The organism is Streptomyces hydrogenans, from assembly GCF_014656075.1.
Taxonomy (GTDB): Bacteria; Actinomycetota; Actinomycetes; order Streptomycetales; family Streptomycetaceae; genus Streptomyces; species Streptomyces hydrogenans.
In genome coordinates, this window is the sequence record NZ_BNBS01000094.1 from 1 (window position 1) to 24,180 (window position 24,180).

Annotated in this window: 21 protein-coding genes, 1 tRNA gene and 1 pseudogene (1 of these 23 only partly in view); 17 read left to right on the forward strand and 6 right to left on the reverse strand. The window is 74.6% G+C overall.

The window, feature by feature from the left end; genetic code table 11:
* A pseudogene (locus IE321_RS30100) lies at nt 1-984 on the reverse strand (hypothetical protein); the annotation flags it as partial.
* 137 nt (nt 985-1,121) lie between these two features.
* Here IE321_RS30100 and argH point away from each other — a divergent pair.
* The 3 genes from argH to IE321_RS30115 all read left to right on the forward strand — a co-directional run bounded on the left by argH (nt 1,122) and on the right by IE321_RS30115 (nt 4,823).
* Nucleotides 1,122-2,552 carry an argininosuccinate lyase gene (argH, locus tag IE321_RS30105; protein WP_043228002.1) on the forward strand — a complete coding sequence of 477 codons (1,431 nt, stop codon included), beginning with the start codon at nt 1,122-1,124 and terminating at the stop codon, nt 2,550-2,552.
* Between the two features lie 163 nt (nt 2,553-2,715).
* On the forward strand, nt 2,716-3,267 hold the full coding sequence (locus tag IE321_RS30110) for a TetR/AcrR family transcriptional regulator (RefSeq protein WP_190225217.1): 552 nt from the start codon (nt 2,716-2,718) through the stop codon (nt 3,265-3,267).
* The gene (locus IE321_RS30115) at nt 3,264-4,823 is read left to right on the forward strand and encodes an MFS transporter (protein ID WP_043228005.1); all 1,560 of its coding nucleotides are present in this window, start codon (nt 3,264-3,266) and stop codon (nt 4,821-4,823) included. The genes IE321_RS30110 and IE321_RS30115 overlap by 4 nt, the downstream gene beginning before the upstream one ends.
* Before the next feature lie 69 nt (nt 4,824-4,892).
* On the opposite strand, the gene IE321_RS30120 is transcribed toward IE321_RS30115, so the two are convergent.
* A complete protein-coding gene (locus IE321_RS30120) occupies nt 4,893-5,516 on the reverse strand; it encodes a lysophospholipid acyltransferase family protein (RefSeq protein ID WP_370531643.1) in 624 nt (207 codons plus the stop codon).
* 274 nt (nt 5,517-5,790) lie between these two features.
* On the opposite strand from IE321_RS30120, the gene IE321_RS30125 reads away from it, so the two are divergent.
* The 3 genes from IE321_RS30125 (at nt 5,791) to IE321_RS30135 (ending at nt 8,128) form a co-directional block, all read left to right on the forward strand.
* Entirely contained in the window at nt 5,791-6,990 is a 1,200-nt protein-coding gene (locus IE321_RS30125; RefSeq protein ID WP_190225218.1) for a glycerophosphodiester phosphodiesterase, read from the forward strand.
* A 90-nt stretch (nt 6,991-7,080) separates the two neighbouring features.
* Nucleotides 7,081-7,623, forward strand: coding sequence for a sigma-70 RNA polymerase sigma factor region 4 domain-containing protein (locus tag IE321_RS30130; protein WP_190225219.1), 543 nt, complete (start codon nt 7,081-7,083; stop codon nt 7,621-7,623).
* Nucleotides 7,624-7,648: 25 nt separating this feature from the next.
* Nucleotides 7,649-8,128 (forward strand): GNAT family N-acetyltransferase, encoded by a 480-nt coding sequence (locus IE321_RS30135; protein WP_043228009.1) that lies wholly within the window; start codon nt 7,649-7,651, stop codon nt 8,126-8,128.
* 9 nt (nt 8,129-8,137) lie between these two features.
* Here the strand turns inward: IE321_RS30135 and IE321_RS30140 are convergent, their stop codons facing one another.
* Together IE321_RS30140 and IE321_RS30145 are read right to left on the reverse strand one after the other, a co-directional pair.
* Complete coding sequence (locus IE321_RS30140; RefSeq protein WP_043228010.1) at nt 8,138-8,566, reverse strand: hypothetical protein; 429 nt, start codon at nt 8,564-8,566, stop codon at nt 8,138-8,140.
* Nucleotides 8,567-8,568: 2 nt separating this feature from the next.
* Nucleotides 8,569-8,931, reverse strand: coding sequence for a hypothetical protein (locus IE321_RS30145; protein WP_043228012.1), 363 nt, complete (start codon nt 8,929-8,931; stop codon nt 8,569-8,571).
* 639 nt (nt 8,932-9,570) lie between these two features.
* Here IE321_RS30145 and IE321_RS30150 point away from each other — a divergent pair.
* The 8 genes from IE321_RS30150 (at nt 9,571) to IE321_RS30185 (ending at nt 20,503) form a co-directional block, all read left to right on the forward strand.
* Nucleotides 9,571-10,641: a methionine ABC transporter ATP-binding protein gene (locus tag IE321_RS30150; protein WP_043228014.1), complete on the forward strand. Its 1,071-nt coding sequence runs from the start codon at nt 9,571-9,573 to the stop codon at nt 10,639-10,641.
* Complete coding sequence (locus tag IE321_RS30155; RefSeq protein ID WP_043228015.1) at nt 10,638-11,306, forward strand: methionine ABC transporter permease; 669 nt, start codon at nt 10,638-10,640, stop codon at nt 11,304-11,306. Before IE321_RS30150 ends, IE321_RS30155 begins: the two co-directional genes overlap by 4 nt.
* A gap of 77 nt (nt 11,307-11,383) precedes the next feature.
* On the forward strand, nt 11,384-12,235 hold the full coding sequence (locus IE321_RS30160) for a MetQ/NlpA family ABC transporter substrate-binding protein (protein ID WP_043228109.1): 852 nt from the start codon (nt 11,384-11,386) through the stop codon (nt 12,233-12,235).
* A gap of 138 nt (nt 12,236-12,373) precedes the next feature.
* Complete coding sequence (locus tag IE321_RS30165) at nt 12,374-13,009, forward strand: GNAT family N-acetyltransferase (RefSeq protein ID WP_226651734.1); 636 nt, start codon at nt 12,374-12,376, stop codon at nt 13,007-13,009.
* Between the two features lie 73 nt (nt 13,010-13,082).
* Nucleotides 13,083-14,306: a precorrin-6y C5,15-methyltransferase (decarboxylating) subunit CbiE gene (cbiE, locus tag IE321_RS30170; RefSeq protein ID WP_190225221.1), complete on the forward strand. Its 1,224-nt coding sequence runs from the start codon at nt 13,083-13,085 to the stop codon at nt 14,304-14,306.
* A 314-nt stretch (nt 14,307-14,620) separates the two neighbouring features.
* Nucleotides 14,621-18,148 carry a nicotinate-nucleotide--dimethylbenzimidazole phosphoribosyltransferase gene (gene cobT, locus IE321_RS30175; protein WP_190225222.1) on the forward strand — a complete coding sequence of 1,176 codons (3,528 nt, stop codon included), beginning with the start codon at nt 14,621-14,623 and terminating at the stop codon, nt 18,146-18,148.
* Between the two features lie 214 nt (nt 18,149-18,362).
* Complete coding sequence (gene cobA / locus IE321_RS30180; protein ID WP_043228021.1) at nt 18,363-19,595, forward strand: uroporphyrinogen-III C-methyltransferase; 1,233 nt, start codon at nt 18,363-18,365, stop codon at nt 19,593-19,595.
* An 89-nt stretch (nt 19,596-19,684) separates the two neighbouring features.
* Nucleotides 19,685-20,503, forward strand: a complete 819-nt coding sequence (locus IE321_RS30185) for a TrmH family RNA methyltransferase (RefSeq protein ID WP_043228022.1) — start codon at nt 19,685-19,687, stop codon at nt 20,501-20,503.
* Between the two features lie 10 nt (nt 20,504-20,513).
* Here the strand turns inward: IE321_RS30185 and IE321_RS30190 are convergent, their stop codons facing one another.
* Nucleotides 20,514-21,674: a serine/threonine-protein kinase gene (locus IE321_RS30190; protein ID WP_043228023.1), complete on the reverse strand. Its 1,161-nt coding sequence runs from the start codon at nt 21,672-21,674 to the stop codon at nt 20,514-20,516.
* A 506-nt stretch (nt 21,675-22,180) separates the two neighbouring features.
* Here IE321_RS30190 and IE321_RS30195 point away from each other — a divergent pair.
* The 3 genes from IE321_RS30195 (at nt 22,181) to IE321_RS30205 (ending at nt 24,045) form a co-directional block, all read left to right on the forward strand.
* Entirely contained in the window at nt 22,181-22,348 is a 168-nt protein-coding gene (locus IE321_RS30195) for a hypothetical protein (protein ID WP_043228024.1), read from the forward strand.
* Nucleotides 22,349-22,752: 404 nt separating this feature from the next.
* On the forward strand, nt 22,753-23,715 hold the full coding sequence (locus tag IE321_RS30200; RefSeq protein WP_190225223.1) for a phosphotransferase family protein: 963 nt from the start codon (nt 22,753-22,755) through the stop codon (nt 23,713-23,715).
* Between the two features lie 45 nt (nt 23,716-23,760).
* Nucleotides 23,761-24,045 (forward strand): TFIIB-type zinc ribbon-containing protein, encoded by a 285-nt coding sequence (locus IE321_RS30205; RefSeq protein WP_190225224.1) that lies wholly within the window; start codon nt 23,761-23,763, stop codon nt 24,043-24,045.
* Nucleotides 24,046-24,165: 120 nt separating this feature from the next.
* Here the strand turns inward: IE321_RS30205 and IE321_RS30210 are convergent.
* A tRNA-Val gene (locus tag IE321_RS30210) sits at nt 24,166-24,180 on the reverse strand (it continues 157 nt past the right edge of the window).

Consider the following 24,180-nt stretch of genomic DNA (forward strand, 5'->3'; position numbering starts at 1 on the left):
GGCGGCGCCCGGCAGCGCGGCGATGCCCGCCTCGGCGCCGGTCCGTCCGGGCAGCAGGCGGGCGGCGAGCCGCCGGGCGTGCCGGTCGCGGTGGCCGAGGGCGAGGGCGGCCAGGTCGTCGGGGGAGGTGAGACCGGCCTCGGCCGCGTACCGCAGCGCCAGGACGCGCACCTCGGAGCCCTCGCACGCCTCCAGGAACGCGAGGAACCGGGCGCGCGCGGGCGCGTCCCGCCGGGTGCCGAGCGCGCCCCTCAGCGCTTCCAGCCGCTCGCTCGCGTCCCGGGCGGTCAGGGCGAGGCCGTAGAGGGCGTCGCCGTCCAGGATCCCGGCCTCCGCCCCGGCCCGGATTCCCGCCTTCCGGGCGTCCCACCGGTCGTGGTCCCCGCTCGCCCGCAGTTCGCGCACCGCGTCCCGGGGGACGCCGCCGGTCCGCGCGAGCACCGCGTCCCGTCCCCAGCGGCCGTGCCGACGCGCGCCGACGCGGAGGGCGAGCGCGGCGGGGGCGCGGACGGTGTCGTCGTCGGGCCGGGCGGGGACGGCGGTGAAGGTGGCGCGGGCCCGGTCGCGCACCGCCTCGTCGCCGTCCGCGCAGCGGAGCAGCAGGAGGGGCGGCGGGGCGGCGGGACCGGCCTCGTCCAGGGCCGCCGCCCGGACCCGCGGGTCGGCGTGGCACAGGCCCAGCGCGAGTTCGGCCGGGGTGGGCGGGCGTCCCCAGGACGGGGCGCCGGTCTCCTCGTCCCAGTACGGGGCGGTGTCCCAGTCGGCGACCTCGCGGCAGTCGAACCAGTGGGCGCCGAGCAGGAACGTGGACCGGCCGCTCCATCCGGCGACGCGGCCCAGGGTGCCGGAGAAGACGTCGGAGTCGAGCTGCGCCCAGTCCTCCGCGCGCCCGGCGCCCACGGCCGAGGCCGTGTCCTTGCCGTGCAGAAGCCGTTCTCCCCGGTGCAGGTACTGCGAGGGGCCCAGGAACCGTTCACGCGTCATGCGGCGGACTGTATCCCCGGGGCCACCGTCCCGACCTGGGGTTTTCCTTCCCGAACCCCTCCGATTGACGAATCATGCAGAGTTCTGCATACTCATGCATCAAGGGTTTCGGTGACCGAGGCGAGGAGCAACCAGAAGTGAGCAGCAACAACGGTGACGTCCGGCTCTGGGGCGGGCGTTTCGCCGACGGTCCGGCCGAGGCCCTCGCGAAGCTCTCCGCCTCGGTGCACTTCGACTGGCGCCTCGCGCCGTACGACATCGCCGGGTCCCGGGCCCACGCGCGCGTGCTCCACAAGGCCGGGCTGCTCACCGAGGACGAGCTGACCCGGATGCTGGCCGGGCTCGACCGGCTGGAGGCGGACGTCGCCGACGGCTCCTTCACCGGCACCATCGCCGACGAGGACGTCCACACCGCCCTGGAGCGCGGCCTCCTGGAGCGGCTCGGCGCCGAGCTGGGCGGCAAGCTGCGGGCCGGCCGGTCCCGCAACGACCAGGTCGCCACCCTCTTCCGGATGTACCTGCGCGACCACGCCCGGATCATCGGCGGGCTCGTCGCCGACCTCCAGGACGCGCTCGTCGGCCTCGCCGAGGCGCACCCCGACGTCGCCATGCCGGGCCGGACCCACCTCCAGCACGCCCAGCCGGTGCTCTTCGCCCACCACGTGCTCGCCCACGCGCAGTCCCTCTCGCGGGACGCCGAGCGGCTGCGCCAGTGGGACACCCGCACGGCGGTCTCCCCGTACGGCTCCGGCGCGCTGGCCGGCTCCTCCCTCGGGCTCGACCCGGAGGCGGTCGCCAAGGACCTCGGCTTCGAGCGCGGCTCGGCGGGCAACTCGATCGACGGCACGGCCTCCCGCGACTTCGTCGCCGAGTTCGCCTTCATCACGGCGATGATCGGGGTGAACCTCTCCCGGATCGCCGAGGAGATCATCATCTGGAACACGAAGGAGTTCTCCTTCGTCACCCTCCACGACGCCTTCTCCACCGGCTCGTCGATCATGCCGCAGAAGAAGAACCCGGACATCGCCGAGCTGGCCCGCGGCAAGTCCGGCCGCCTCATCGGCAACCTGTCCGGCCTGATGGCCACCCTCAAGGCCCTGCCGCTCGCCTACAACCGCGACCTCCAGGAGGACAAGGAGCCGGTCTTCGACTCCTGCGACCAGCTGGAGGTCCTGCTCCCCGCCTTCACCGGCATGATGGCCACGCTCACCGTCAACCGGGAGCGCATGGAGGAGCTGGCCCCGGCCGGCTTCTCGCTCGCCACCGACATCGCCGAGTGGCTGGTCAAGCAGGGCGTGCCGTTCCGCGTCGCCCACGAGGTCGCCGGCGAGTGCGTGAAGGTCGCCGAGTCCGAGGGCAAGGAGCTGGACGGGCTGACCGACGAGCAGTTCGCCAAGATCTCCGAGCACCTCACCCCCGAGGTCCGCACGGTCCTCAACGTCCCCGGCGCCCTCGCCTCCCGGGACGGCCGCGGCGGCACCGCCCCCTCCGCCGTCGCCGTCCAGCTCGTCGAGGTCAAGGCCGATCTGGTCGTCCAGCACGCCTGGGCCACCGCCAAGCAGAAGTAGCCGCGCCCGGCGCACCCCTGCCCACCCACCCGAAGGCCCCCTCGCGGGGCCTTCGGGCGTTTTCGCGTTCCCGGGCGTCCAGGGACCCCTTCCATGGCCCCTCGCCCGAGCGCTTCGCGTTTCAGGTGAGACAAAGATGTCTCATTCGGTGTATGGTCGTCTCATGTCAGTCGACCGCACCCAGGTGCTCCGCACCGCCGCCACCCTGCTCTCCCGCAAGGCGACCGCCACCATGGACGAGGTCGCCCGGGCCGCGGGCATCGGCCGGGCCACCCTGCACCGGCACTTCGCCGGGCGGGACGCCCTCGTGCGGGCGCTGGAACAGATGTGCATCGAGGAGGCGGAGGCCGCGCTCGACGCGGCCCGGATCGAGGAGGGACCGGCCGACGAGGCCGTCCGGCGCCTCGTCGCCGCCTCCGAGCCCGCCGCACCGCTGCTCGCCTTCCTCGTCACCGAGAACCAGCTGTTCGAGGGCGACGGGCAGAACGAGGGCTGGGCCCGGCTCGACGCCCGGCTCGTCGCCCTCTTCCGGCGCGGCCAGGAGGAGGGCACCTTCCGGATCGACCTCAGCCCCGCCTGGCTGTGCGAGGCGTTCTACGGGCTGATCGGATCGGGGGCCTGGGCCGTCGCCGACGGGCGGGTCGCCGCCAACGACTTTTCATACATGATCGCCGAGCTGCTGCTCGGCGGAGCGCGCAGGAGCGTGGAGAAGTGACCACCGAAACCGTCCGCCACCACAAGGGCGACGAGGAAAGCCATATCGAGGGCGTGCGCCGTCCCGGCCGGTGGCTCGCCCTCGCCGCGCTCGTCCTGGCCGTGCTGCTGGTGGCCGTGGACGCCACCGTGCTCGGCCTGGCGACCCCGTTCCTCTCCGAGGACCTGAAGCCCTCCGGCACCCAGCTGCTCTGGATCGGCGACGTCTACTCCTTCGTCATCGCCGGTCTGCTGGTCTCCATGGGCAGCCTGGGCGACCGCATCGGCCGCAAGAAGCTGCTCCTCGTCGGCGCCGCCGCGTTCGGCGCCGTCTCGGTCCTGAACGCCTACGCGTCCAGCCCCGAGATGATGATCGCCGCCCGCGCCCTGCTCGGCGTCGCCGGCGCGACCCTGATGCCGTCCACCCTGGCCCTCATCCGGAACCTCTTCCACGACCCGCGCGAGCGCAGCCTCGCCATCGGCGTCTGGGGTGCCATGGCCTCGGCCGGTGCCGCCGTCGGCCCGGTCGTCGGGGGCTTCCTGCTGGAGCACTTCTGGTGGGGCTCGGTCTTCCTCATCAACCTGCCCGTCATGGCCGTCCTGATCGTCGTCGGCGTCAAGTTCATCCCCGAGTCGAAGAACCCGAACCCGGGCCCGTGGGACCTGCCCAGCGTCGGCCTCTCCCTCGTCGGCATGATCGGCGTCGTCTACGCCGTCAAGGAACTGGCCTCGCACGGCCTCACCCTCGACGTGGCCGTCGCCGCGCTCGTCGGCGCCGGCGGCCTCACCGGGTTCGTCCGCCGCCAGCTCACCCTGCCGGCGCCGCTCCTGGACATGCGCCTCTTCCGCAACCGCGGCTTCTCCGGCGCCGTCCTCGCCGACCTGCTGACCATCCTCGGCCTCGCCGGCCTGGTGTTCTTCCTGTCCCAGTTCTTCCAGCTGGTCCAGGGCCGCTCCCCGCTGGAGGCCGGTCTCGCCGAACTCCCGGCCGCCATCGGCTCCGTGACGGCCGGTCTGCTCGCCGGCCGGGTCGCCCGCCGGTACTCGGTGCGCTCGGTCGTCGCCGGCGGCCTCGCCGCCATCGGCCTCGCCCTCGCGGTCCTCACCGCCATCGGGCAGACCACCGGCTACCCGCTCCTCGGCGCCAGCCTCCTCGTCGTCGGCGTCGGCGCGGGCCTCGCCTTCACGGTCACCGCCGACGTGATCCTCTCCAGCGTCCCCAAGGACCAGGCCGGATCCGCGTCCGCCGTCTCCGAGACCGCGTACGAGCTCGGCGCCGCCCTCGGCATCGCCGTCCTCGGCTCCATCGTGACCGGCGTCTACCGCGGCTTCGTCACCCCGGCCGGCATCCCGTCGGATGTGGCCGCGGCCGCCCACGACTCGCTCGGCGGCGCCGTCGAGGCGTCCTCGGCCCTCGACCCGGCCCAGGCGGGCCAGCTGGTCTCGGCCGCCCAGGAGGCGTTCGTCGACGGCCTGCGGATCGCCGCCGGCGCGGGCGCGGCCGTCCTCCTGGCCACCGCCGTGGCCGCCTGGTTCCTCCTCAGGGACCAGAAGCTGGCGGACGGCGTCGAGCACTGACGCACCCACCGCACGCGAAAGGGCGCCCCCGGAAAGCTCCGGGGGCGCCCTCGCGCGTACGGCCGACCGCTACGCGGCCTCCTTCGCCTTCGTGGCGTACATGTCCACGTACTCCTGGCCCGACAGCCGCATGACCTCCGCCATCACCGAGTCCGTCACCGCCCGAAGGACGTACCGGTCGCGGTCCATGCCCTCGTACCGGGAGAACTCCAGCGGCTCGCCGAAGCGGACCGTCACCTGCACCGGACGGGGGAAGCCCGCACCCGTCGGCTGCGCCTTGTCCGTGCCGATCACCGCGAACGGCACCACCGGCGCGCCGGTCATCAGCGTCAGCCGGGCCACGCCCGTACGGCCCCGGTAGAGGCGGCCGTCGGGGGAGCGGGTGCCCTCCGGGTAGATCGAGAAGATCTTCCCCTCCTCCAGGACCCGGCGGCCCGTCATCAGCGCCGCCACACCACCGCGGCCGCCGTCCCGGTCCACCGGGATCATGCCGACGCTGGTGAAGAACCACGCCATCAGCCGGCCCTTGAAGCCCTTGCCCGTCACGTACTCGTCCTTGCCGATGAAGAAGACCTGGCGGTCCAGGCAGATCGGCATGATCATCGAGTCGATGAAGGTGAGGTGGTTGCCCGCGAGGATCACCGGCCCGGTCCCGGGGACGTTCTCGGCGCCCTCGACACGGGGGCGGAACATCAGACGCAGGATCGGACCGAGGGTGGCCTTGACGATCGCGTGACGGGACAACGGTTCCTCCGGTGTCGGGCGGGCGGCTCCGGGGAGCCTACGGTGCAGCACGCGACGATACTCGCGGGTCACCGCCCCGCGCACATCGGGTTCACCGAACGGATACACGCTGTTGACGCGAGTTTCCGCCATGTTCCGCCCAGGTCTGCCGCCCGTAGGGGAGCGCTGCCTACCGTCGGGTCCACCCATCGACAGGTGCGGGACATCACACAGGAGGACCTCCATGACCCAGGGCGCACCCCGGACCCCGGACCGCCGCACCGTGCTCGGCGCGGCCGGCGCCGCCGCGTTCGGCGTCTCCGCCGCACTGGCCGCCGGCACGGGCACCGCACAGGCGGCCACCGAGACCGGCCGCCCGGAGGGACGGGGCGAAGGACGGGGCCACGGGCGCGGCTACCGCTCGCTCCCCGTCCCCACCGTCATCGCCCACCGCGGCGCCAGCGGCTACCGCCCCGAGCACACCCTCGGCTCCTACCGGCACGCCCTGGACCTCGGCGCCCACGTCATCGAGCAGGACCTCGTCCCCACCAAGGACGGACACCTGGTCTGCCGCCACGAGAACGACATCACCGGCACCACCGACGTGGCCGACCACCCCGAGTTCGCCTCCCGCAGGACCACCAAGTCGGTCGACGGCGTCCCCTACACCGGCTGGTTCACCGAGGACTTCACCCTCGCCGAACTGAAGACGCTGCGGGCCGAGGAGCGGATCCCCGGCACCCGCCAGGAGAACACCCTCTACGACGGCCGCTGGACCGTCCCCACCTTCGAGGAGGTCCTGCGCTGGGCCGACGAGGAGGGCCGCCGCCGGGGCCGCGAGATCTGGCTCCACGTCGAGACCAAGCACCCCTCGTACTTCCGCTCGATCGGCCTCGGTCTGGAGGAGCGCCTCGCCAGGCTGCTGCGCCGCTACGGCCGCCACCGCGCGGACTCCCCGGTCTTCCTCCAGTCCTTCGAGCCCAGCAGCATCCAGCGCCTGTCGAAGCTGGTCGACTCCCCGCTCGTGGTGCTGCTCTCCGGCGCGGCCACCCGCCCCTGGGACTTCACCGAGGCCGGCGACCCGCGCACCGTCGCGGACCTCGTCACCCCGGCCGGGCTGCGCTGGATCGCCTCGTACGCCCAGGGCATCGGTCCCACGCTCGACCTGGTGATCCCCAAGGACGCCGCCGGCCGGCTGGGCACCCCGACCGGCCTGGTGCGGGACGCCCACGCGGAGGGCCTGATCCTCCACCCGTACACCCAGCGCAACGAGAACACCTTCCTGCCGGCCGACTTCCGCAGGGGCACCGACCCGACTGCCTACGGCGACGCCTTCGGCGCACTGGAGCGGTACTTCGCGACCGGCATCGACGGCGTCTTCTCCGACAACCCGGACACCGCCCTGCTGGCCGCTGCGGACTTCCGCGACGCCGCCGGCCGCTGAGGCGGGCCGCCCGGTCGGCGCCGTACGCCGACCGGGTGGTTCCCCGCCCGCGCCGCAACCGCACCCCCGCGCCGCCGCATCGTGGCGGTCATGACCACCCCGGAAACCCTCCTCGCCACCCTCACCCCGCTGCTCGCCGCCGAGTCGCGGGCCGAGGCCGCGGCCGCCGGGATCGAGCCCGGCGACCTCGAACAGGCCGTCTGGCTGCGGCTCCTGGAACGGCTCAGCGCCGACGACGCCCCCGAGCACCCCGCCGACTGGCTCCGCCGCGCCGTCCGCACCGCGGGCCGCCGGGCCCGCCGCACCACCGGCCGCGAGCGCCCGTACCACGGGGACGCCCCGCCGGACCCGCGCCAGGAGCCGCCGGGCCCCGAGGGCTCGGCCCTCACCGCCGAACGGCGCCGCACCCTGCGCGCCGCCGTCACCCGGACGCCCGGCCGCTGCCCCCGCCTCCTCGACGCGATGCTCGACCCCGCCGACCCCACCTACCGGGAAATCGCAGGAACGTTGGGTATCTCACAAGGCAGTCTGGGGCCGATGCGTTCCCGTTGCCTGGGATGCCTGCGCAGAATGCTCGCGGCAGAGGTTCCCGCCTCCCACCGACGGGGAAGGGTGCGGGGGACCGATCGGTGACCAGATGAGCGGGAGGCATGCACACATGGGCCTGAGTGTGACCATCTCGGCGGCGGCCGCGCAGGACGCGGAGCAGATCCTCAAGCTGCAGTACCTCTGCTACCAGAGCGAGGCGGAGCTGTACGGCGACTGGTCCATCGAGCCGCTCACCCAGCCGCTCGACGCCGTCCGCGCCGAGCTGGCCGACGGCCACTGCCTGGTGGCCCGGCTCGGCGACGAGGTCGTCGCCTCCGTCCGCGCCCGCACCGACGAGGACGGCACGGTGCACATCGCCAAGCTCATCGTCCACCCCCGGATGCGCCGCCACGGCATCGGCGGCCGGCTGCTCGACGCCATCGAGCGCCACTTCGCCGCGGCGGACACCGCGCCCAAGCGCTTCCAGCTCTTCACCGGCCACCGCAGCGAGGGCAACCTCCGCCTCTACCGCGCCAAGGGCTACGCCCAGGTCGGCGCCCGCGAGATCGGCCCCCGGCTCACCCTCGTCACCCTGGAGAAGGCCGCCTGAGGCCCCGGCTCAGGCGGTACGCGACCGCCGCAGCCACCAGATGCCGCTCAGCGGCAGCAGCACCGGGATGAAGACGTAGCCGTAGCCGAACTGCGACCACACCGTGGAGTCGGGGAAGGCGGACGGCGCGACCAGCGTCCACGTCCCCACCACCAGGACGCCCGCGAGCTCGGCGGCGCAGCACACCAGCGCCGCCCTGCGGGCCGTCTCCCCGCCCCGCACCAGCGTGTACGTGATGAACACGTAGACCACCGCCGCCACCGCGGAGAGCGTGTACGCCAGCGGCGCCTCGTCGAACTTGGCGCTGATCTCGTACACCGAGCGCGAGGCCGCGCCCACCGACATCACGCCGTACAGCCACACCAGCAGCATGCCGGGGCCCGTGACCAGCCGGGTCCGCGCCGTCGCCGGCTCCGTCGTCTCCGTCGTCCCCGTCATGCTCAGCCCACCGTCCAGATGTCGAAGAGACGCACTTCCAGGACGGCGAGCACGACCGCGCCCGCCGCCACCGTCGCCGAACCCCAGCGGGTCCGCTCGGCCAGCGACATGAACCCGGCGATCGGCACCGCGCACAGCGCGCCGAGCAGATAGGCGACGAAGATCGTCGTCCCCTCCTCGGCCTTCTCGCCGCGCACCAGCTGCACGATGCCGACGACCAGCTGGGCCAGGACCAGGAAGGTCACCACGGCCATGCCGATGAAGTGCCAGTCCTTGGTCGGCTGGTCCCGGTAGGCGGCGAAGCCGCACCAGGCGGCGAGGGCGAGCGCGGCCACCGAGACCGCGACCGTGAGGGCGTCAAGCATGCGCCCGAGGGTATTACGGCCCGAATGGCCCGATGCCCTCGGCCCCGGCGAGCCCCACCCGGAAACCGGACGGGGGCCCGCCGGGAGCCTGTCGGAAGCCCGCCGTGAGCCCGTCGGGGCCCGTCGGAAGCCCGCCGGAAGCCCACCGGGGGACCGTGGCCTTGACCACATCCCGCTCCCGCCGCGCCTCCGCCGCGCCCCCGCGGACAGCCCGCCCCGACCGGCTGGCGCAGGCCGAGCGGGCCGCGGCCGCCCACCGGGCCCGTCCACACCACGTCTCAGCGGCGTCCGGAATGCGGACACCGGACTTCCGTTCGCGACTGCGCATGCTTTACTTGCAGCCATGACCACGACGAGCAGCCGCATCCTTGCGACCGAGGCGATCCAGACGCCCGGTGCTCTTCGCATGTGTCGAATGTGCGCCATCTGAGGGCCCCCGCCTGAGCCTCGCGCCCCGAAGCGAGACCCCGACGGCCGAGCCGATCCGTCCGCCACCCGGCGCCGGACCGTGCCCGCCCCGCGCACACCGCCTCCCCGGCCCCGCCGGAGCGGCCCCCCGTGCGCCTGACTGTCCGATTGACGAATGCCCCGTGCACGGCGGACCCACGCGTCGCGCACTCGACAGTGACGGAAACCCCTGTGATCACCACTTCGGGCCTGACCAAGGTCTACGAGTCACGCGGCCGCCAGGTCACCGCCCTGGACGGCGTCGATCTCCACGTCCGCGAGGGCGAGGTCTTCGGCGTGATCGGCCAGAGCGGCGCCGGCAAGTCCTCCCTGATCCGCTGCGTCAACCTCCTGGAGCGCCCCACCTCCGGCACCGTGACCGTCGACGGCACCGACCTCACCGCCCTCGCCGGGAAGGGCCGCCGCGCCGGCAAGGACCTCCGCCGCGCCCGCAGCAGCATCGGCATGGTCTTCCAGCACTTCAACCTGCTGTCCTCCCGCACCGTCAAGGACAACATCGAGCTCCCGCTGGAGATCCTCGGCGTGTCCGGCGCCGAGCGCTCCCGCCGCGCCCTCGAACTCCTCGACCTCGTCGGCCTCGCCGACAAGGCCAAGAGCTACCCCGGCCAGCTCTCCGGAGGCCAGAAGCAGCGCGTCGGCATCGCCCGCGCCCTCGCCGGCGAGCCCAAGGTCCTCCTCTCCGACGAGGCCACCAGCGCCCTCGACCCGGAGACCACCCGCTCGATCCTCCAGCTCCTGCGCGACCTCAACCGGCAGCTCGGCCTCACCGTCCTGCTCATCACGCACGAGATGGACGTCGTCAAGACCATCTGCGACTCCGCCGCCCTCATGCAGAAGGGCCGGATCGTCGAGTCCGGCACCGTCGCCGAACTCCTCGCCACCCCCGGCTCCCAGCTGGCCGCCGAACTCTTCCCGGTCAGCGGCCACGCCACCGCCGACGACCGCACCGTCGTGGACGTCACCTTCCACGGCGAGGCCGCCACCCAGCCGGTCGTCTCGCAGCTCGCCCGCACGTACAACATCGACATCTCCATCCTCGGAGCCGCGATGGACACCGTCGGCGGGAAGCAGATCGGCCGCATGCGGATCGAACTGCCCGGCCGGTACGAGGAGAACGTCGTCCCGATCGGCTTCCTGCGCGAGCGGGGCCTCCAGGTCGAACCCGTCGAAGACCCCCGGGACGGGACCGCCGCCGCGGTCCCCGCCCAGCAGCACGTGCTCGCGAAGGAGAGTGCCAAGTGACCTGGGAAGAGATGCGCCCCCTGCTCGAACAGGGCACGGTCGACACCCTCTACATGGTCCTGTGGGCCACGGTCGTCACCATCGTCGCCGGCCTCCCGCTCGGCGTCCTCCTCGTCCTCACCGACAAGGGCGGACTGCTCCAGAACCGGCCCCTCAACAAGGTCGTCGGTGCGATCGTGAACATCGGCCGTTCGCTGCCGTTCATCATCCTGCTGATCGCGCTGATCCCGTTCACGACCTTCGTCGTCGGCACCTTCATCGGCCCCACCGCGATGATCGTCCCGCTCGCCATCGGCGCCATCCCCTTCTTCGCGCGCCTCGTCGAGACCGCGATCCGCGAGGTCGACCACGGCCTCGTCGAAGCCGTCCAGTCCATGGGCGGCGGCATCCCCACCATCGTCCGCAAGGTGCTGCTCCCGCAGGCCCTGCCCTCGCTGGTCGCCGCCGTCACCACCACCGTCATCGTGCTCATCGGCTACTCCGCGATGGCCGGCGCGGTCGGCGGCGAGGGCCTCGGATCCAAGGCCGTCACCTACGGATACCAGCGCTTCGACACCACCTTCATGCTCGTCACCGTCGTCGTCCTGGTCGCCATCGTCACGATCGTCCAGCTCCTCGGCGACGGGGCCGTGCGGCTCCTCGCCCGCCGCGGCCGCACCGCCTGACGGCCCCTCGAACCACCACCCAGAGCCCGGACTTGTTGTCCAGGCGTCCACCGCTCCACATGAAAGAGGCACTCTTCGTGCGTAAGAACACCAAGCTCGCCGCCGGCTTCGCTTCCGTCACCGCCCTCGCCCTCGGCCTCACCGCCTGCGGCACCTCCTCGGACCCGGCGTCCAAGGACGACGCCGGCTCCGCCGACAAGGCGCTCGTCGTCGCCGCGTCCCCGACGCCCCACGCCGACATCCTCAAGTTCGTCAAGGACAACCTGGCGGCCAAGGAGGGCCTCAAGCTGGAGGTGAAGGAGTTCACGGACTACGTCCTGCCGAACACCGCCACCCAGAACGGCCAGGTCGACGCCAACTTCTTCCAGCACAAGCCCTACCTGGACGACTTCAACGCGAAGAACAAGACCACCATCGTCCCCGTGGTCAACGTCCACCTGGAGCCGCTCGGCCTCTACTCCAAGTCCGTGAAGTCCCTCAAGGACATCAAGGCCGGCCAGACCGTCGCCGTCCCCAACGACACCACCAACGAGGGCCGCGCGCTCCACCTGCTCGCCGACAACGGCCTGATCACCCTCAAGGACGGCGTCGGCACCGACGCCAAGCTCTCCGACATCACCGACAAGAAGGGCCTGGAGTTCAAGGAGCTGGAGGCCGCCACCGTGCCCCGCGCCCTGAACGACGTCGACGCCGCCGTCATCAACGGCAACTACGCGATCGAGGCCGACCTTTCGCCGGCGAAGGACGCCCTGGTCCTGGAGAAGGGCGAGGGCAACCCCTATGCCAACCTCCTCGCCGTCAAGAAGGGCAACGAGCAGGACGCCCGGGTGCAGAAGCTCGCCAAGCTCCTCAACTCGCCCGAGGTGAAGAAGTACATCGAGGACACCTACAAGGGCTCGGTCATCCCGGCCTTCGGCGCCGCGAAGTAACGCCGCAGGTACAGTCCTTGAGCACAAGGCCCCGCCCGCCCCGTCCGGCGCGCGGGGCCTTGTGCCGCCCCGCGCATGCGCGTCGGCCGCACCATGCTGCATGCTGTGCCTTCACGGTCTTCACGTATGGAGCTGCGCATGACTACCACCTTTCCGGACGTCTCCATCAACACGGAGCGACTGGTGCTGCGCCCGTACGAGGAAGCCGACATCCCCGCCTTCGTCGAGATGATGAACGACGAACTCGTCACCGCCTGGACCACGGTGCCGCACCCCTACACCCGCGCCCACGCCGAGGACTGGGTCCGCAGGATCGCCCCCGCGGAGCGGACCGAGGGCCGCGGCATCGTCCTCGCCGTCACCGAGTTCCTGACCCAGCGTCTGGTCGGCACGGTCCACCTGCACGACACCGACTGGCGCGTCCGCTCCACCGAGGTCGCCTACGTCACCGCCCCCTGGGCCCGCGGCGAGGGCTACGCCACCGAGTCCGTCCTCGCCACCGCCCAGTGGCTCTTCCGCGACCGCGGCTTCGAACGCCTCCAGCTGCGCACCGCCGCCGACAACACCGCCTCCCAGCAGGTCGCCCAGAAGATCGGCTGCATCAGCGAGGGCGTCCTGCGCAACGCCTGGATAGCGCGCAGCCTCACCGAGAGCGGCGAGTGGACCGACATCCGCACCGACCTCATCCTCTGGGGCCTCCTCCCCGAGGACCTCGACGGCGTCGCCGACCACATGGCCGAGGCCGGGTACTCCTCGTACACCGACTGGAGCTGAGCACTCCGGGGGCCGACCCGGGGTACGCTCGGCACGCCCCCGACCTGCGACGACAGCACAGGAGACAGACGCGATGGCCGACCGGGTCACGGTGATCGGCTGGGACGGCTCGCCCCTCACCGCGGCGGCCCGGTCCGCGCTCTCGGCCGCCACCCTGGTGGCCGGCGCCGCCCACCACCTGGCGCTCCCCGAAGTGCCCCCCGCCGCCGAACGCGTCCGCCTCGGCAGCGTCGGCCTCGCCGCCCGCCGGATCGCCGGCCACCGCGGCACCGCCGTCGTCCTCGCCGACGGCGACCCTGGCTTCTTCGGCGTCGTCCGCGCCCTGCGCGCCCCCGAGCACGGCCTGGAGGTCGAGGTCGTCCCCGCCGTCTCCTCGGTCGCCGCCGCCTTCGCCCGGGCCGGCATGCCCTGGGACGACGCCCACGTCGTCGTCGCCCACGAGAAGACCCTGCGCCGCGCCGTCAACGTCTGCCGCGCCCACCCCAAGGTCGCCGTCCTCACCTCCCCGGGCGCGGGCCCCGCCGAACTCGCCCTCCTCCTCGACGGCGTCCACCGCACCTTCGTCGTCTGCGAGGAGCTCGGCACCTCCCGCGAACAGGTCTCCGTCCTCACCTCCGACAAGGCCGCCGACCACACCTGGCGCGACCCCAACGTCGTCCTCGTCATCGGCGGCGCCGGCGGTACGGGAGCCTCCGCCGCCCCCTGGCTGATGGGCCGCGACCCGGCCGCCGGGGTCGTCCGCGGCTGGGCCGGGCGCTTTGAGGAGCACGAGCCCGGGGACCGCCCCGGCATCGGGGACGACCCCACCCTGCGCGCCGTCCAGCTCGCCCGCCTCGGGCCCCGCGCCGGCGACCTCGTCTGGGACGTCGGCGCCGCCGGCGGGACCTTCGCCGTCGAGGCCGCCCGCTTCGGCGCCGCCGTCCTCGCCCTCGACGCGGACCCCGCCGCCCGCGCCCGCACCGAGGCCGCCGCCCGCCGCCACGGCGTCCTCCTCCAGACCGTCACCGGTCGCGCCCCGCACGTCCTGGAGAGCCTGCCCGAGCCCGACGTCGTACGGATCGGGGCGGGCGGCGTCGCCGTCGTCACCGCCTGCGCCGACCGCCGGCCCGAACGGATCGCCGCCCACGCCACCACCCGTGACGAGGCCGAGGCGATCGGCACCGCCCTCACCGCCGGCGGCTACGCCGTCGAGACCCTCCTGCTGCAGACCGTCGGCCTCGATCCCGCCGACTGGACCGAGCGCGAACGCTCCGTCGTCTTCCTGCTCGCGGGCCGCCGGACCACCGGCGCCCCCTGACCCCGGCCGGGCGCGGGGGCAGGTAGGCTGGCCGATTGTTGTACCGCGCGGGGATGTTCGGCAGGTTGTTCGTCAATGTCCCGAATCGATGACCGTCTTGACCCGTTCTCGACGGTCACCGGCGCGCGGGACACCGGGGGGACCGCGCGACGTGGCGCAGTCCACAGCGCACCGTGGCGGATCCGCCTGTCACGATGGCCGCGGGCCGCGACAATGCATGGGTGTCGGCGCGCCTCCGTGCCGCGCGGCGCACGCGCTCGTTCTCGTTGACGGGCGCAGCTCTGAACGAACACAACGATGGGCGAGGGGTACGCATGACGGACACCGGCCAGGTCCCGGGCGAGGGACTGCCGGAGAACGCAGGCATGGTCGAGCAGCCGGGCATCCCCGCTCCGGGCGCGTACACCTACCTGGACCCCTCCGGCCCCGTCCCCGGCCAGCTCCCCGAGGACGACGACATGCTCCTGATGCCGGGCGCCCAGGGCGCCTGGAGCGAGCAGGGCCCGGGCGTCGTGCCCGCCCCGCCGGTCGCCGTCCCGCCGCAGGGCGGCCCCGAGGGCGTCGTCCCGCAGGCGGCCCCGACCGGCGACCCGCTCACCGACCCGCTGCCGGACCCGCTCACCGGGCCCCTGCCGGACCCCCTGACCGACCCGCTGCCGGACGGCTTCGTCCTCGCCGACCGGCTCACCGCCCCGGCCACCCCGGCGCACGGCGTCCCGCTGCCCGGCGGCACCCCGCCGCAGGGCGTGCCGCTCGCCCCGCAGCCCCCCTTCGGCACCCCGGCGCACGGCGTCCCCGTCGCCCCGCAGGAGCCCGTCGCCACCGCCCACGGCTACGAGCCCGGCATCCTCGACACCGGCGCCCACGAGGCCGCAGGACGCGACTCCGGCTCCGTCGACCTCGGCGACGTGCGGATGCCGCAGCCCGCCGCGCCGCAGGCCGCCCCCTCGCGCCGCCCGCTCCACATGGGCCCGCCCGTGCCCGAGACGGGCGGGGTCGTGCGCTCGCTCGCCGACCGCGGCCCGGCCGCGCCGGTGCCGGTCGCCACGCAGGTCCCGGCGCCCGCTCCCGAGCCCCTCGTGGCCACGGCTCCCGCGCCCGTGCCCGTACGCACCCCCGGGCCGCCCACCACCGGGCCCGAGTACTTCGACATCGCGCAGGACCAGCAGATGGCCCCGCAGGGCGCCGAGCCGTGGGCCGCGCAGCCGCAGGAGCCCCTGGCCCCCGCCGAGGCCCCCGCAGAAACGGTCGTCCCGCAGAGCGGCCAGTTCGTGCAGGTCGAGGGCACCGTCCCGACCGCCGCGCAGCCCGCCCCGACGCCGCCGGCCGGCACCGAGATCGTCGAGCCGGCCCCGGAGGCCCTGGTCCCCGCACCGCGCGAGGGCGAGCCCGCCGTCCAGGCCGCCCCGGACGCCGGGCAGCCGCCCGTCGAGCCGACGGCCCCCGAGGCCGAGCCGGTCGCCCCCGTCGAGGCCCCCGCGGGCGAGCAGCCCGCCGAGCCCCCGGCCGAGGCCATGGAGGCCCCGGTCGCGGAGGCCCCGGCTGCGGAGGCCCCGGCCGTGGAGACTCCGACCGCGGAGACCCCGGTCGCGGAGGCCCCTTCCGGTGAGGCCCCGGAGCAGCCGGCCGCCGAGCAGCCCGCCCCCGAGCAGGTCGCCGCCGAGCCCGCCGCCGAGGAGCCGGTCGCCGAGGCCCTGGAGACCGCCGCGCTCGCCGACGTACCGGCCGAGGCCCAGGTCGAGACCCCGGCCGCCGAGCAGGCCGTGGAGCCCGCCGCCGAGCCCGCGGCCGCCGGACCCGTCGTGGTCGAGGCGCCCGTCGAGGCGGAGGCCCCCGCCGAGCCCGTCGTCGCCGAAGCCGCGCCCGAGCCCGCCGCGGAAGCGCCGGAGCCCGAGGCCCCGGCCGAGCCCGTCCAGGCCCAGGCCCCGCAGGCCCCGCCCGCGGAGCAGTCCGCCGAGCAGGCCGCGCCGGCGTTCGCCGACGCCGCCGCCGAGGTGCCCGCCGAGGCCCCCGTCGTCGCCGTGGCCGAGGAGATCCCGGTCGTCGCCGAGGACGCCCCCGAGGCGGAGCTCCCGGCCGCCGACGAGGAGCCCGAGGACGCCGAGCCCCGCCCGGCGGCCCCCGGCTACGACGACGCCGAGCGCGAGGCCGTGCTCCGCGTGATGCGCGAGCGCCGCGACATCCGCAACGGCTTCCGCTCCGACCCGATCCCGCACGAGGTGCTGCTCCGGGTCCTGGAGGCCGCCCACACGGCCCCCAGCGTCGGCCACTCGCAGCCCTGGGACTTCGTCGTCATCCGCTCCGCCGAGACCCGGCAGAGCATGCACGAGCTGGCCCAGCGGCAGCGCGAGGCGTACGCCAAGTCGCTCCCGAAGGCCCGCGCGAAGCAGTTCAAGGAACTGAAGATCGAGGCCATCCTCGACACCCCGGTCAACATCGTGGTGACCGCCGACCCCACCCGGGGCGGCCGGCACACCCTCGGCCGCTACACGCAGCCGCAGATGGCCCCCTACTCCTCGGCCCTCGCCGTCGAGAACCTGTGGCTCGCCGCCCGCGCCGAGGGCCTCGGCGTCGGCTGGGTCAGCTTCTTCGACGAGCGCGAGATGGTCCGCGCCCTCGGCCTCCCCGAGCACCTGGAGGTCGTCGCGTACCTCTGCGTCGGCTACGTCGACGAGTTCCCGGACGAGCCCGAGCTGATGCAGGCGGGCTGGTCCAAGCGCCGCCCGCTCGCCTGGGTCGTCCACGAGGAGACCTACGGCCGCCGCGCCCTGCCCGGCGAGGAGCCGCACGACCTGCTCCAGGAGACCGTCGCCTCCATCCGCCCGCTCGACGCCAAGGCGCTCGGCGAGGCGTGGGAGCGGCAGAAGCGGATGACCAAGCCGGCCGGCGCGCTCGGCATGCTGGAGATCATCTCCGCGCAGCTCTGCGGCCTCTCCCGGGCCTGCCCGCCGCCGATCCCCGAGCCCGCCGCCGTCGCGATCTTCGCCGGCGACCACGGCGTGCACGCCCAGGGCGTCACCCCCTGGCCGCAGGAGGTCACCGGCCAGATGGTCGCGAACTTCCTCGGCGGGGGAGCGGTCTGCAACGCCTTCGCCAACCAGGTCGGCGCCGAGGTCTGCGTCATCGACGTGGGCGTCGCCACCGAGCTGCCCGCCACCCCCGGCCTGCTGCCCCGCAAGGTCCGCGCCGGCTCCGGCGACTTCACCACCGGCCTCGCGATGACCCGCGAGGAGACCGTCGCGGCGATCGAGGTCGGCATCGAGACCGCCCGCGACCTGGTCGCGGCCGGGAACAAGGCGCTCCTCACCGGCGAGATGGGCATCGCGAACACCACCGCGTCCGCCGCGCTCATCTCCGTCTTCACCGGCGTCGACCCGGCCGAGGTCACCGGCCGCGGCACCGGCATCAACGACGAGACCCACGCCCGCAAGGTCGACGTGGTCCGCCGCGCCATCGACCTGCACAAGCCGGACCCGCAGGACCCGATCGGCGTGCTGTCGCAGATCGGCGGCCTGGAGCACGCGGCCCTCGTCGGCTTCATCCTGGGCGCCGCCTCGCTGCGCACCCCGGTGATCCTCGACGGCGTCTCCACCGGCGCGGCCGCCCTGGTCGCCCGGGCCATCGCCCCCGAGTCGCTGGCCGCCTGCATCGCGGGCCACCGCAGCGCCGAGCCCGGCCACGTCGCCGCGCTGAACAAGCTGGGCCTGCGCCCGCTGGTCGACCTGGACCTGGCCCTCGGCGAGGGCACCGGCGCCCTGCTGGCCCTCCCGCTGGTGCAGAGCGCGGCCCGCGCCATGCACGAGGTCGCGACCTTCGACTCCGCGGGCGTCACGGAGAAGTAGTCGGTACGGCCCCGGTGCCGCCGCCCCGCACGGGGGCGGCCGCACCGGGGCCGCCCCATGTCCCGCGTCCCTCCGGCCCCGGCCCGAGGGACGAGGGTCACAAGGTGTCCACGCCGGGTCACCGATATCGTGGTCACCGGGCCTCCCGCCCGCCCCACCAGCCGCTTCACCGCCGCAGCGGCCCCGCAAGCCCCGTCCGAGGAGCCGCCCGCACATGGCCCAGCACGCCGAGCACCCCGCCTACCCCGTCGGCCTCCGCCTCGCCGGCCGGCGCGTCGTCGTCCTCGGCGGCGGCACGGTCGCCCAGCGCCGACTGCCCGCCCTCATCGCCGCCGGCGCCGACATCACGCTGATCTCCCCCTCCGCCACCCCCTCCGTGGAGGCCATGGCCGAGACCGGGGAGCTCACCTGGGTCCGCCGCCGCTACGAGGACGGCGACCTGGCCGACGCCTGGTACGCGCTCGTCGCCACCACCGACCCGGCCGCCAACGCCGCCGCCTCCGCCGAGGCCGAGCGCGCCCGCGTCTGGTGCGTCCGTTCCGACGACGCCGAGGCCGCCACCGCCTGGACCCCGGCCACCGGCCGCGGCGACGGCGTCACCGTCGCCGTCCTCACCGGCCACGACCCGCGCCGCTCGGCCGCCGTCCGCGACGCGATCCTGGAAGGCCTGCGCGACGGCTCCCTCGCCGCGCCCGCGCAGCGCGCCCGCACCCCCTTCGTCGCCCTCGTCGGCGGCGGCCCCGGCGACCCCGACCTCATCACGGTCCGCGGCCGCCGGCTGCTCGCCGAGGCCGACGTCGTCATCGCCGACCGGCTCGGCCCCCGCGACCTGCTGGACGAACTGCCGCCGCACGTCGAGGTGATCGACGCGGCGAAGATCCCGTACGGCCGCTTCATGGCCCAGGAGGCCATCAACAACGCGCTGATCGAGCACGCCAAGGCCGGGAAGTCCGTCGTCCGCCTCAAGGGCGGCGACCCCTTCGTCTTCGGCCGGGGCATGGAGGAGGCGCAGGCGCTGGCCGCCGAGGGCATCGCCTGCACCGTCGTGCCCGGCATCTCCAGCTCGATCTCGGTCCCCGGCGCCGCCGGCATCCCGGTCACCCACCGGGGCGTCGCCCACGAGTTCACCGTGGTCAGCGGCCACGTCGCCCCCGACGACCCGCGCTCGCTGGTCGACTGGGGCTCGCTCGCCAAGCTCACCGGCACCCTGGTGATCCTCATGGGCGTCGACAAGATAGGCAAGATCGCCGAGACGCTCGTCGCCCACGGCAAGGCCCCCGACACCCCGCTCGCCCTCGTCCAGGAGGGCACCACCGCGGCCCAGCGCCGGGTCGACGCCACCCTCGCCGACGTCGCCGAGGTCGTGAAGGCGCGGGAGGTCCGTCCGCCGGCCGTCATCGTCATCGGCCCGGTGGTCGCGGAGGGCCCCGACAAGCTCACCCGCTGACACCCGAACACCCACCCGCGCGGGGCGGGCGGCGACCGCCGCCCGTCCCACGCATTGGCACCACTCCCCGGACAAGGCAGTATCACCCCGTGGCCGAACTCATCACGATCACCGACCCCGACGACCCCCGCCTGCGCGACTACACCGGCCTGACCGACGTCGAGCTGCGCCGCCGGCGCGAACCCGCCGAGGGCCTGTTCATCGCGGAGGGCGAGAAGGTCATCCGCCGCGCCCGGCAGGCCGGTTACGAGATGCGGTCGATGCTGCTCTCCGCCAAGTGGGTCGACGTCATGCGCGACGTCATCGACGAGGTCCCCGCCCCGGTGTACGCGATCCAGCCCGACCTCGCCGAACGCGTCACCGGCTACCACGTGCACCGCGGCGCCCTCGCCTCCATGCAGCGCAAGCCGCTCCCCGAGGCCGCCGAACTCCTCGCCGGCGCCCGCCGGGTGGCGGTCATGGAGTCGGTCAACGACCACACCAACATCGGCGCCATCTTCCGCAGCGCCGCCGCCCTCGGCATGGACGCCGTCCTGCTCTCCCCGGACTGCGCCGACCCGCTCTACCGCCGCTCGGTGAAGGTCTCCATGGGCGCCGTCTTCTCCGTCCCGTACGCCCGCCTGGACACCTGGCCGCGCGGTCTGGAGGCGGTGCGCGAGGCGGGCTTCAAGCTCCTCGCCCTCACCCCGGCCGAGAAGGCCACCTCCATGGACGAGGCCGCCCCGCACCGCCTGGACCGGGTCGCCCTGATGCTCGGCGCGGAGGGCGACGGCCTCTCCACCCAGGCGCTGCGCGCCGCCGACGAGTGGGTCCGCATCCCGATGGCCCACGGCGTCGACTCGCTCAACGTGGGCGCGGCCGCGGCCGTCGCCTTCTACGCCGTCACGGCGGGCCGCCCCGAGGCGTGACCGCCCCGGATCAGCCCTGGAGGGCCTGGGCGGCGGCGATGCCCAGGGCCACCACCAGCGTGACCACCACGAAGACGACCAGCCGCTGACGCAGCAGCCGGGGGTTGGCCGGACGGCGCCCGGTGGACGTCGACCGGGCGCCCGGACGGGTCCCGGGCCGCGACTGGGGATTGCGGGAGCCGCCGGTACGGGAGGGCCGCGAGGACGGCGAGGGCCCGCGCCCCCGGGCCGCCGCGCGCTCCGGCTCGCGACCCGGCGCGTCCCGCTCCGTGTACCGCTCGGTCGGCCGCAGCGTGCCGCGCTCCTCCATCCGCTCGCGCGGGGCCGGCGGCCGGGCGGACGGCAGCCCCTGCGCCTCGCGGGCCGCGATCTCCTTGAGCCGCATCGACAGCTGGAGCGTGCTCGGCCGGTCCTCCGGGTCCTTCGCCAGACAGGCCCGGATCAGCGGCGCCAGCGCGTCCGGCACGCCCTGGAGCTGCGCCTCCTCGTGCACCACGCGGTAGAGCATGACCTCGGAACTGCCGTGCCCGAAGGGCGAGTCGCCCATCGAGGCGTACGCGAGGGTGGCGCCCAGCGAGAAGACGTCCGTCGCCGGGGTGACGGCGGCGCCCCGCACCTGCTCGGGCGCGAGGAAGCCGGGGGAGCCGACCGCGGTGCCGACGTGGGTGAGGGTGCTGGCCCCGGTGGCCCAGGCGATCCCGAAGTCGATGATCCGGGGACCCTTGGGGGAGAGCAGGATGTTCGACGGCTTGAGGTCACGGTGCACCACCCCGGCCTCGTGGACGGCGACCAGGCCCTCGGACAGCGCGGCACCGATCGACGCGACGTCGGCGGCGCGCAGCGGGCCCTCCTCGGCGACGCGGTCGTGCAGCGAGGGGCCGGGGACGTACTGGGTGGCGAACCAGGGCCGCTCGGCGTCCAGGTCGGCGGCGACCAGCCGGGCGGTGCAGCCGCCCCGGATCCGCCGGGCCGCCGACACCTCACGGGCGAACCGCGACCGGAACTCCTGGTCCTCGGCCAGGTCGGGCCGGATCACCTTCAGGGCCACCCGCTGGCCGCGGCGGTCGGAGCCGAGGTACACGACCCCCATCCCTCCGGCGCCCAGCCTGCGGTGGAGCCGGAACGCCCCGACGATCCGCGGGTCCTCGCGCCGGAGCCGCATCATCGCCATGTCCGTCCCCTCGTCCGTTCGACGTGGCACAGCTTACGTAGTGCCGCCCCCACGTGCTCATAGGCCGCGCCCTCCCTCCGGCATCGATTGTCAGTGCTGAGGGGGACGACGGCCCGTGCCGCACCGACTCTTCCCGCCAACACCCCTTGCCGTCCAGAGCACTTGACAACGGTCCCGGGCAACTCCCGCTGTTCCGCGTCCGCCACCGGGCCCCCCGCGCGCACCCCGGCCGGGCCGGCTCCCCGCCGGACGTGACCCATGTCACCCGGGGGCGCGTCCCCTCCGGGAAGACCCCCACCCGCGCGCCCCCGTCTCCACCCAGGGGAGTACGCCCGGGGGAGCGGCGTCATCCTCCCGTAGGCCCGAAAGCCGGTACGCGGGCATGACGCCCCGGGCCCGCCCGCTCCCTAGTGTTGAGGTCATGCGGTGGGCGCGACTCTCGTCCCCCGAGGAACACGCGCCCACCGCACCGAGATCCGTACATCCAGAAGCGACAGGAGAGGGCCATGGCCTACACGGCACACCGGCCGACCACCCGCCCCGCGGGACGCCGTCACCCCCTGGTGGCCACCGCCATGGTCCTCCCTCTCGCGGCCCTGCTCGTGGTCGTCTTCGGCGGCTGGGAAGCGGTGGTCACACAGGCGTCGTCCGTGGGCGTGATGCTGGGGCGCTGAGCGGCGCCCCGGACCCGGGTGAGCGGCCCGGGTCGGGGACATCGGCCGACAGCCCCGTGGGGACGGGGGTGCGGCGGACGACAGCGCAGGGGCCGGTCGGCCGGGGAGCCGACCGGCCCCTCCGCGTTCCCGCCCCCGACCCGCCCCGTCCTCCCGACAGCCTGACCCGGGACACCGATCGGACCGGGACGCCGGTCCGCCCCCGGGCTCCCGCCCCCGGCCCGCCCGCCCGCCGCGCCCCGTCCCGGCTTCCCCTCCGGATGCGCGTGCCCCGGGACACCCGCTCACGCGGGGCCGTGCGGGACGGATTCCCCGGGGCACGCCGTCCGGGCGCCGCCCCGGCCCCGCCTCCTCCTGCCCGTACCCGGCGTCCGCCGTGCGGTCGGGCCGCGTACGCTCGCCGGATGGAGCTCGCGGAGACCGGCGGTGACGTGTTGGGGGCGCTCGCCCGGATGGCCCGTGGGGCCGTGCACGGCGAGGGGGAGTGCGGCTGCGGGCCGGAGGAGGTCCGGGTGCTCGCGGACCGGGAGGACGGGGCCGTCGTACGGCACGGCGGGCTCGTCGCCAAGGCGCACGCCCCCGGCACCGAGGACGCCCCGCACGCGGCCCGGCTCGCGCTCGCCGCACACCCGGACCTCGGCGGGATCCTCCTCCCGCCGGTCCCGGGACCCCGGAGCGGGCGGATCGGGGACCGGCCGGTGACGGTGTGGCCGTACGGGCCCCCGGTCGATCCCGGCGACCCCGACGCGGCCCCCTGGGAGGAGGCGGCCCGGCTGCTGGCCCTGCTGCACCGCACCCCGCCCCCGGCCGACCCCGCCCTTCCCGCGATGCGGGCCCCCGCGAAGGCGGCCCTCGCCGTCGGGCGGATGCTCCGTACCGCGCCGGACCACCCGGCCGCCGCGACGGTCCTCGCCGCCTGGCGCACCGTCACCGACGACGGGGGGAGCGGGCCCGGGGGCGGTGGCACGCGCGCGTACCTCTGCCACGGCGACTTCCATCTCGGCCAGCTCGTCCGGGACTTCCGCGGCGCGTGGCGGCTCATCGACGTCGACGACGCCGGACTCGGCGACCCCGCCTGGGACCTGGCCCGCCCCGCCGCCTGGTTCGCCGCCGGACTGCTTCCGGCGGACGTGTGGGCGCGGTTCCTCGGCGCGTACGAGGAGGCGGGCGGCCCGGCCACGGGCACGGACCCCTGGGCCCGCCTCGACCTGCCGGCCCGGGCCCTGACCGTGCAGACCGCGGCCCTCGCGCTCGCCAAGTCCGCGGCGGAGGAACGCGCACTGGACGAGGTCGAGGCAGTGATGATCGACACCTGCGCCCGGATCACGGTTTCCCGAACCGCCCCCGCCTCCGCCGCGTCCTCTTAAGCTGAACCCAGTATTCGAACGGCAAGCAGGGGAGTTGAGCCGAGCATGCAGTGTCCCAAGTGCCACGCGGCGATGCACACGTACAACCGCAACGGCGTCCAGATCGAGCAGTGCAGCGGCTGCCGCGGGATCTTCCTGGACTACGGCGAGCTGGAGGCCCTGACCCGCCTGGAGTCGCAGTGGCAGGCCCCGCAGGCCCGCCCGGCCCCGCCGGCCCCCTACCCGGCCCAGGCCGCCCCGGCCGCGCCCGCCTGGGGCGCCCCGCACGGTGGCCACCACGGCGGTCACTACCGCCAGCGCGGCTTCGGGCGGATGCTCTTCTCCTCCTGAGCCGTCCCCGCCGGGCCCGCCACGCGCGGGCCCGGCCGGCCCGCGCGCCCGCGTGCCCCGGTCCGTCCGGCACGACGAAGCCCCCGACCGCTCGCGGCGGCCGGGGGCTTCGTCATCCTGTGCGCGATACTGGGA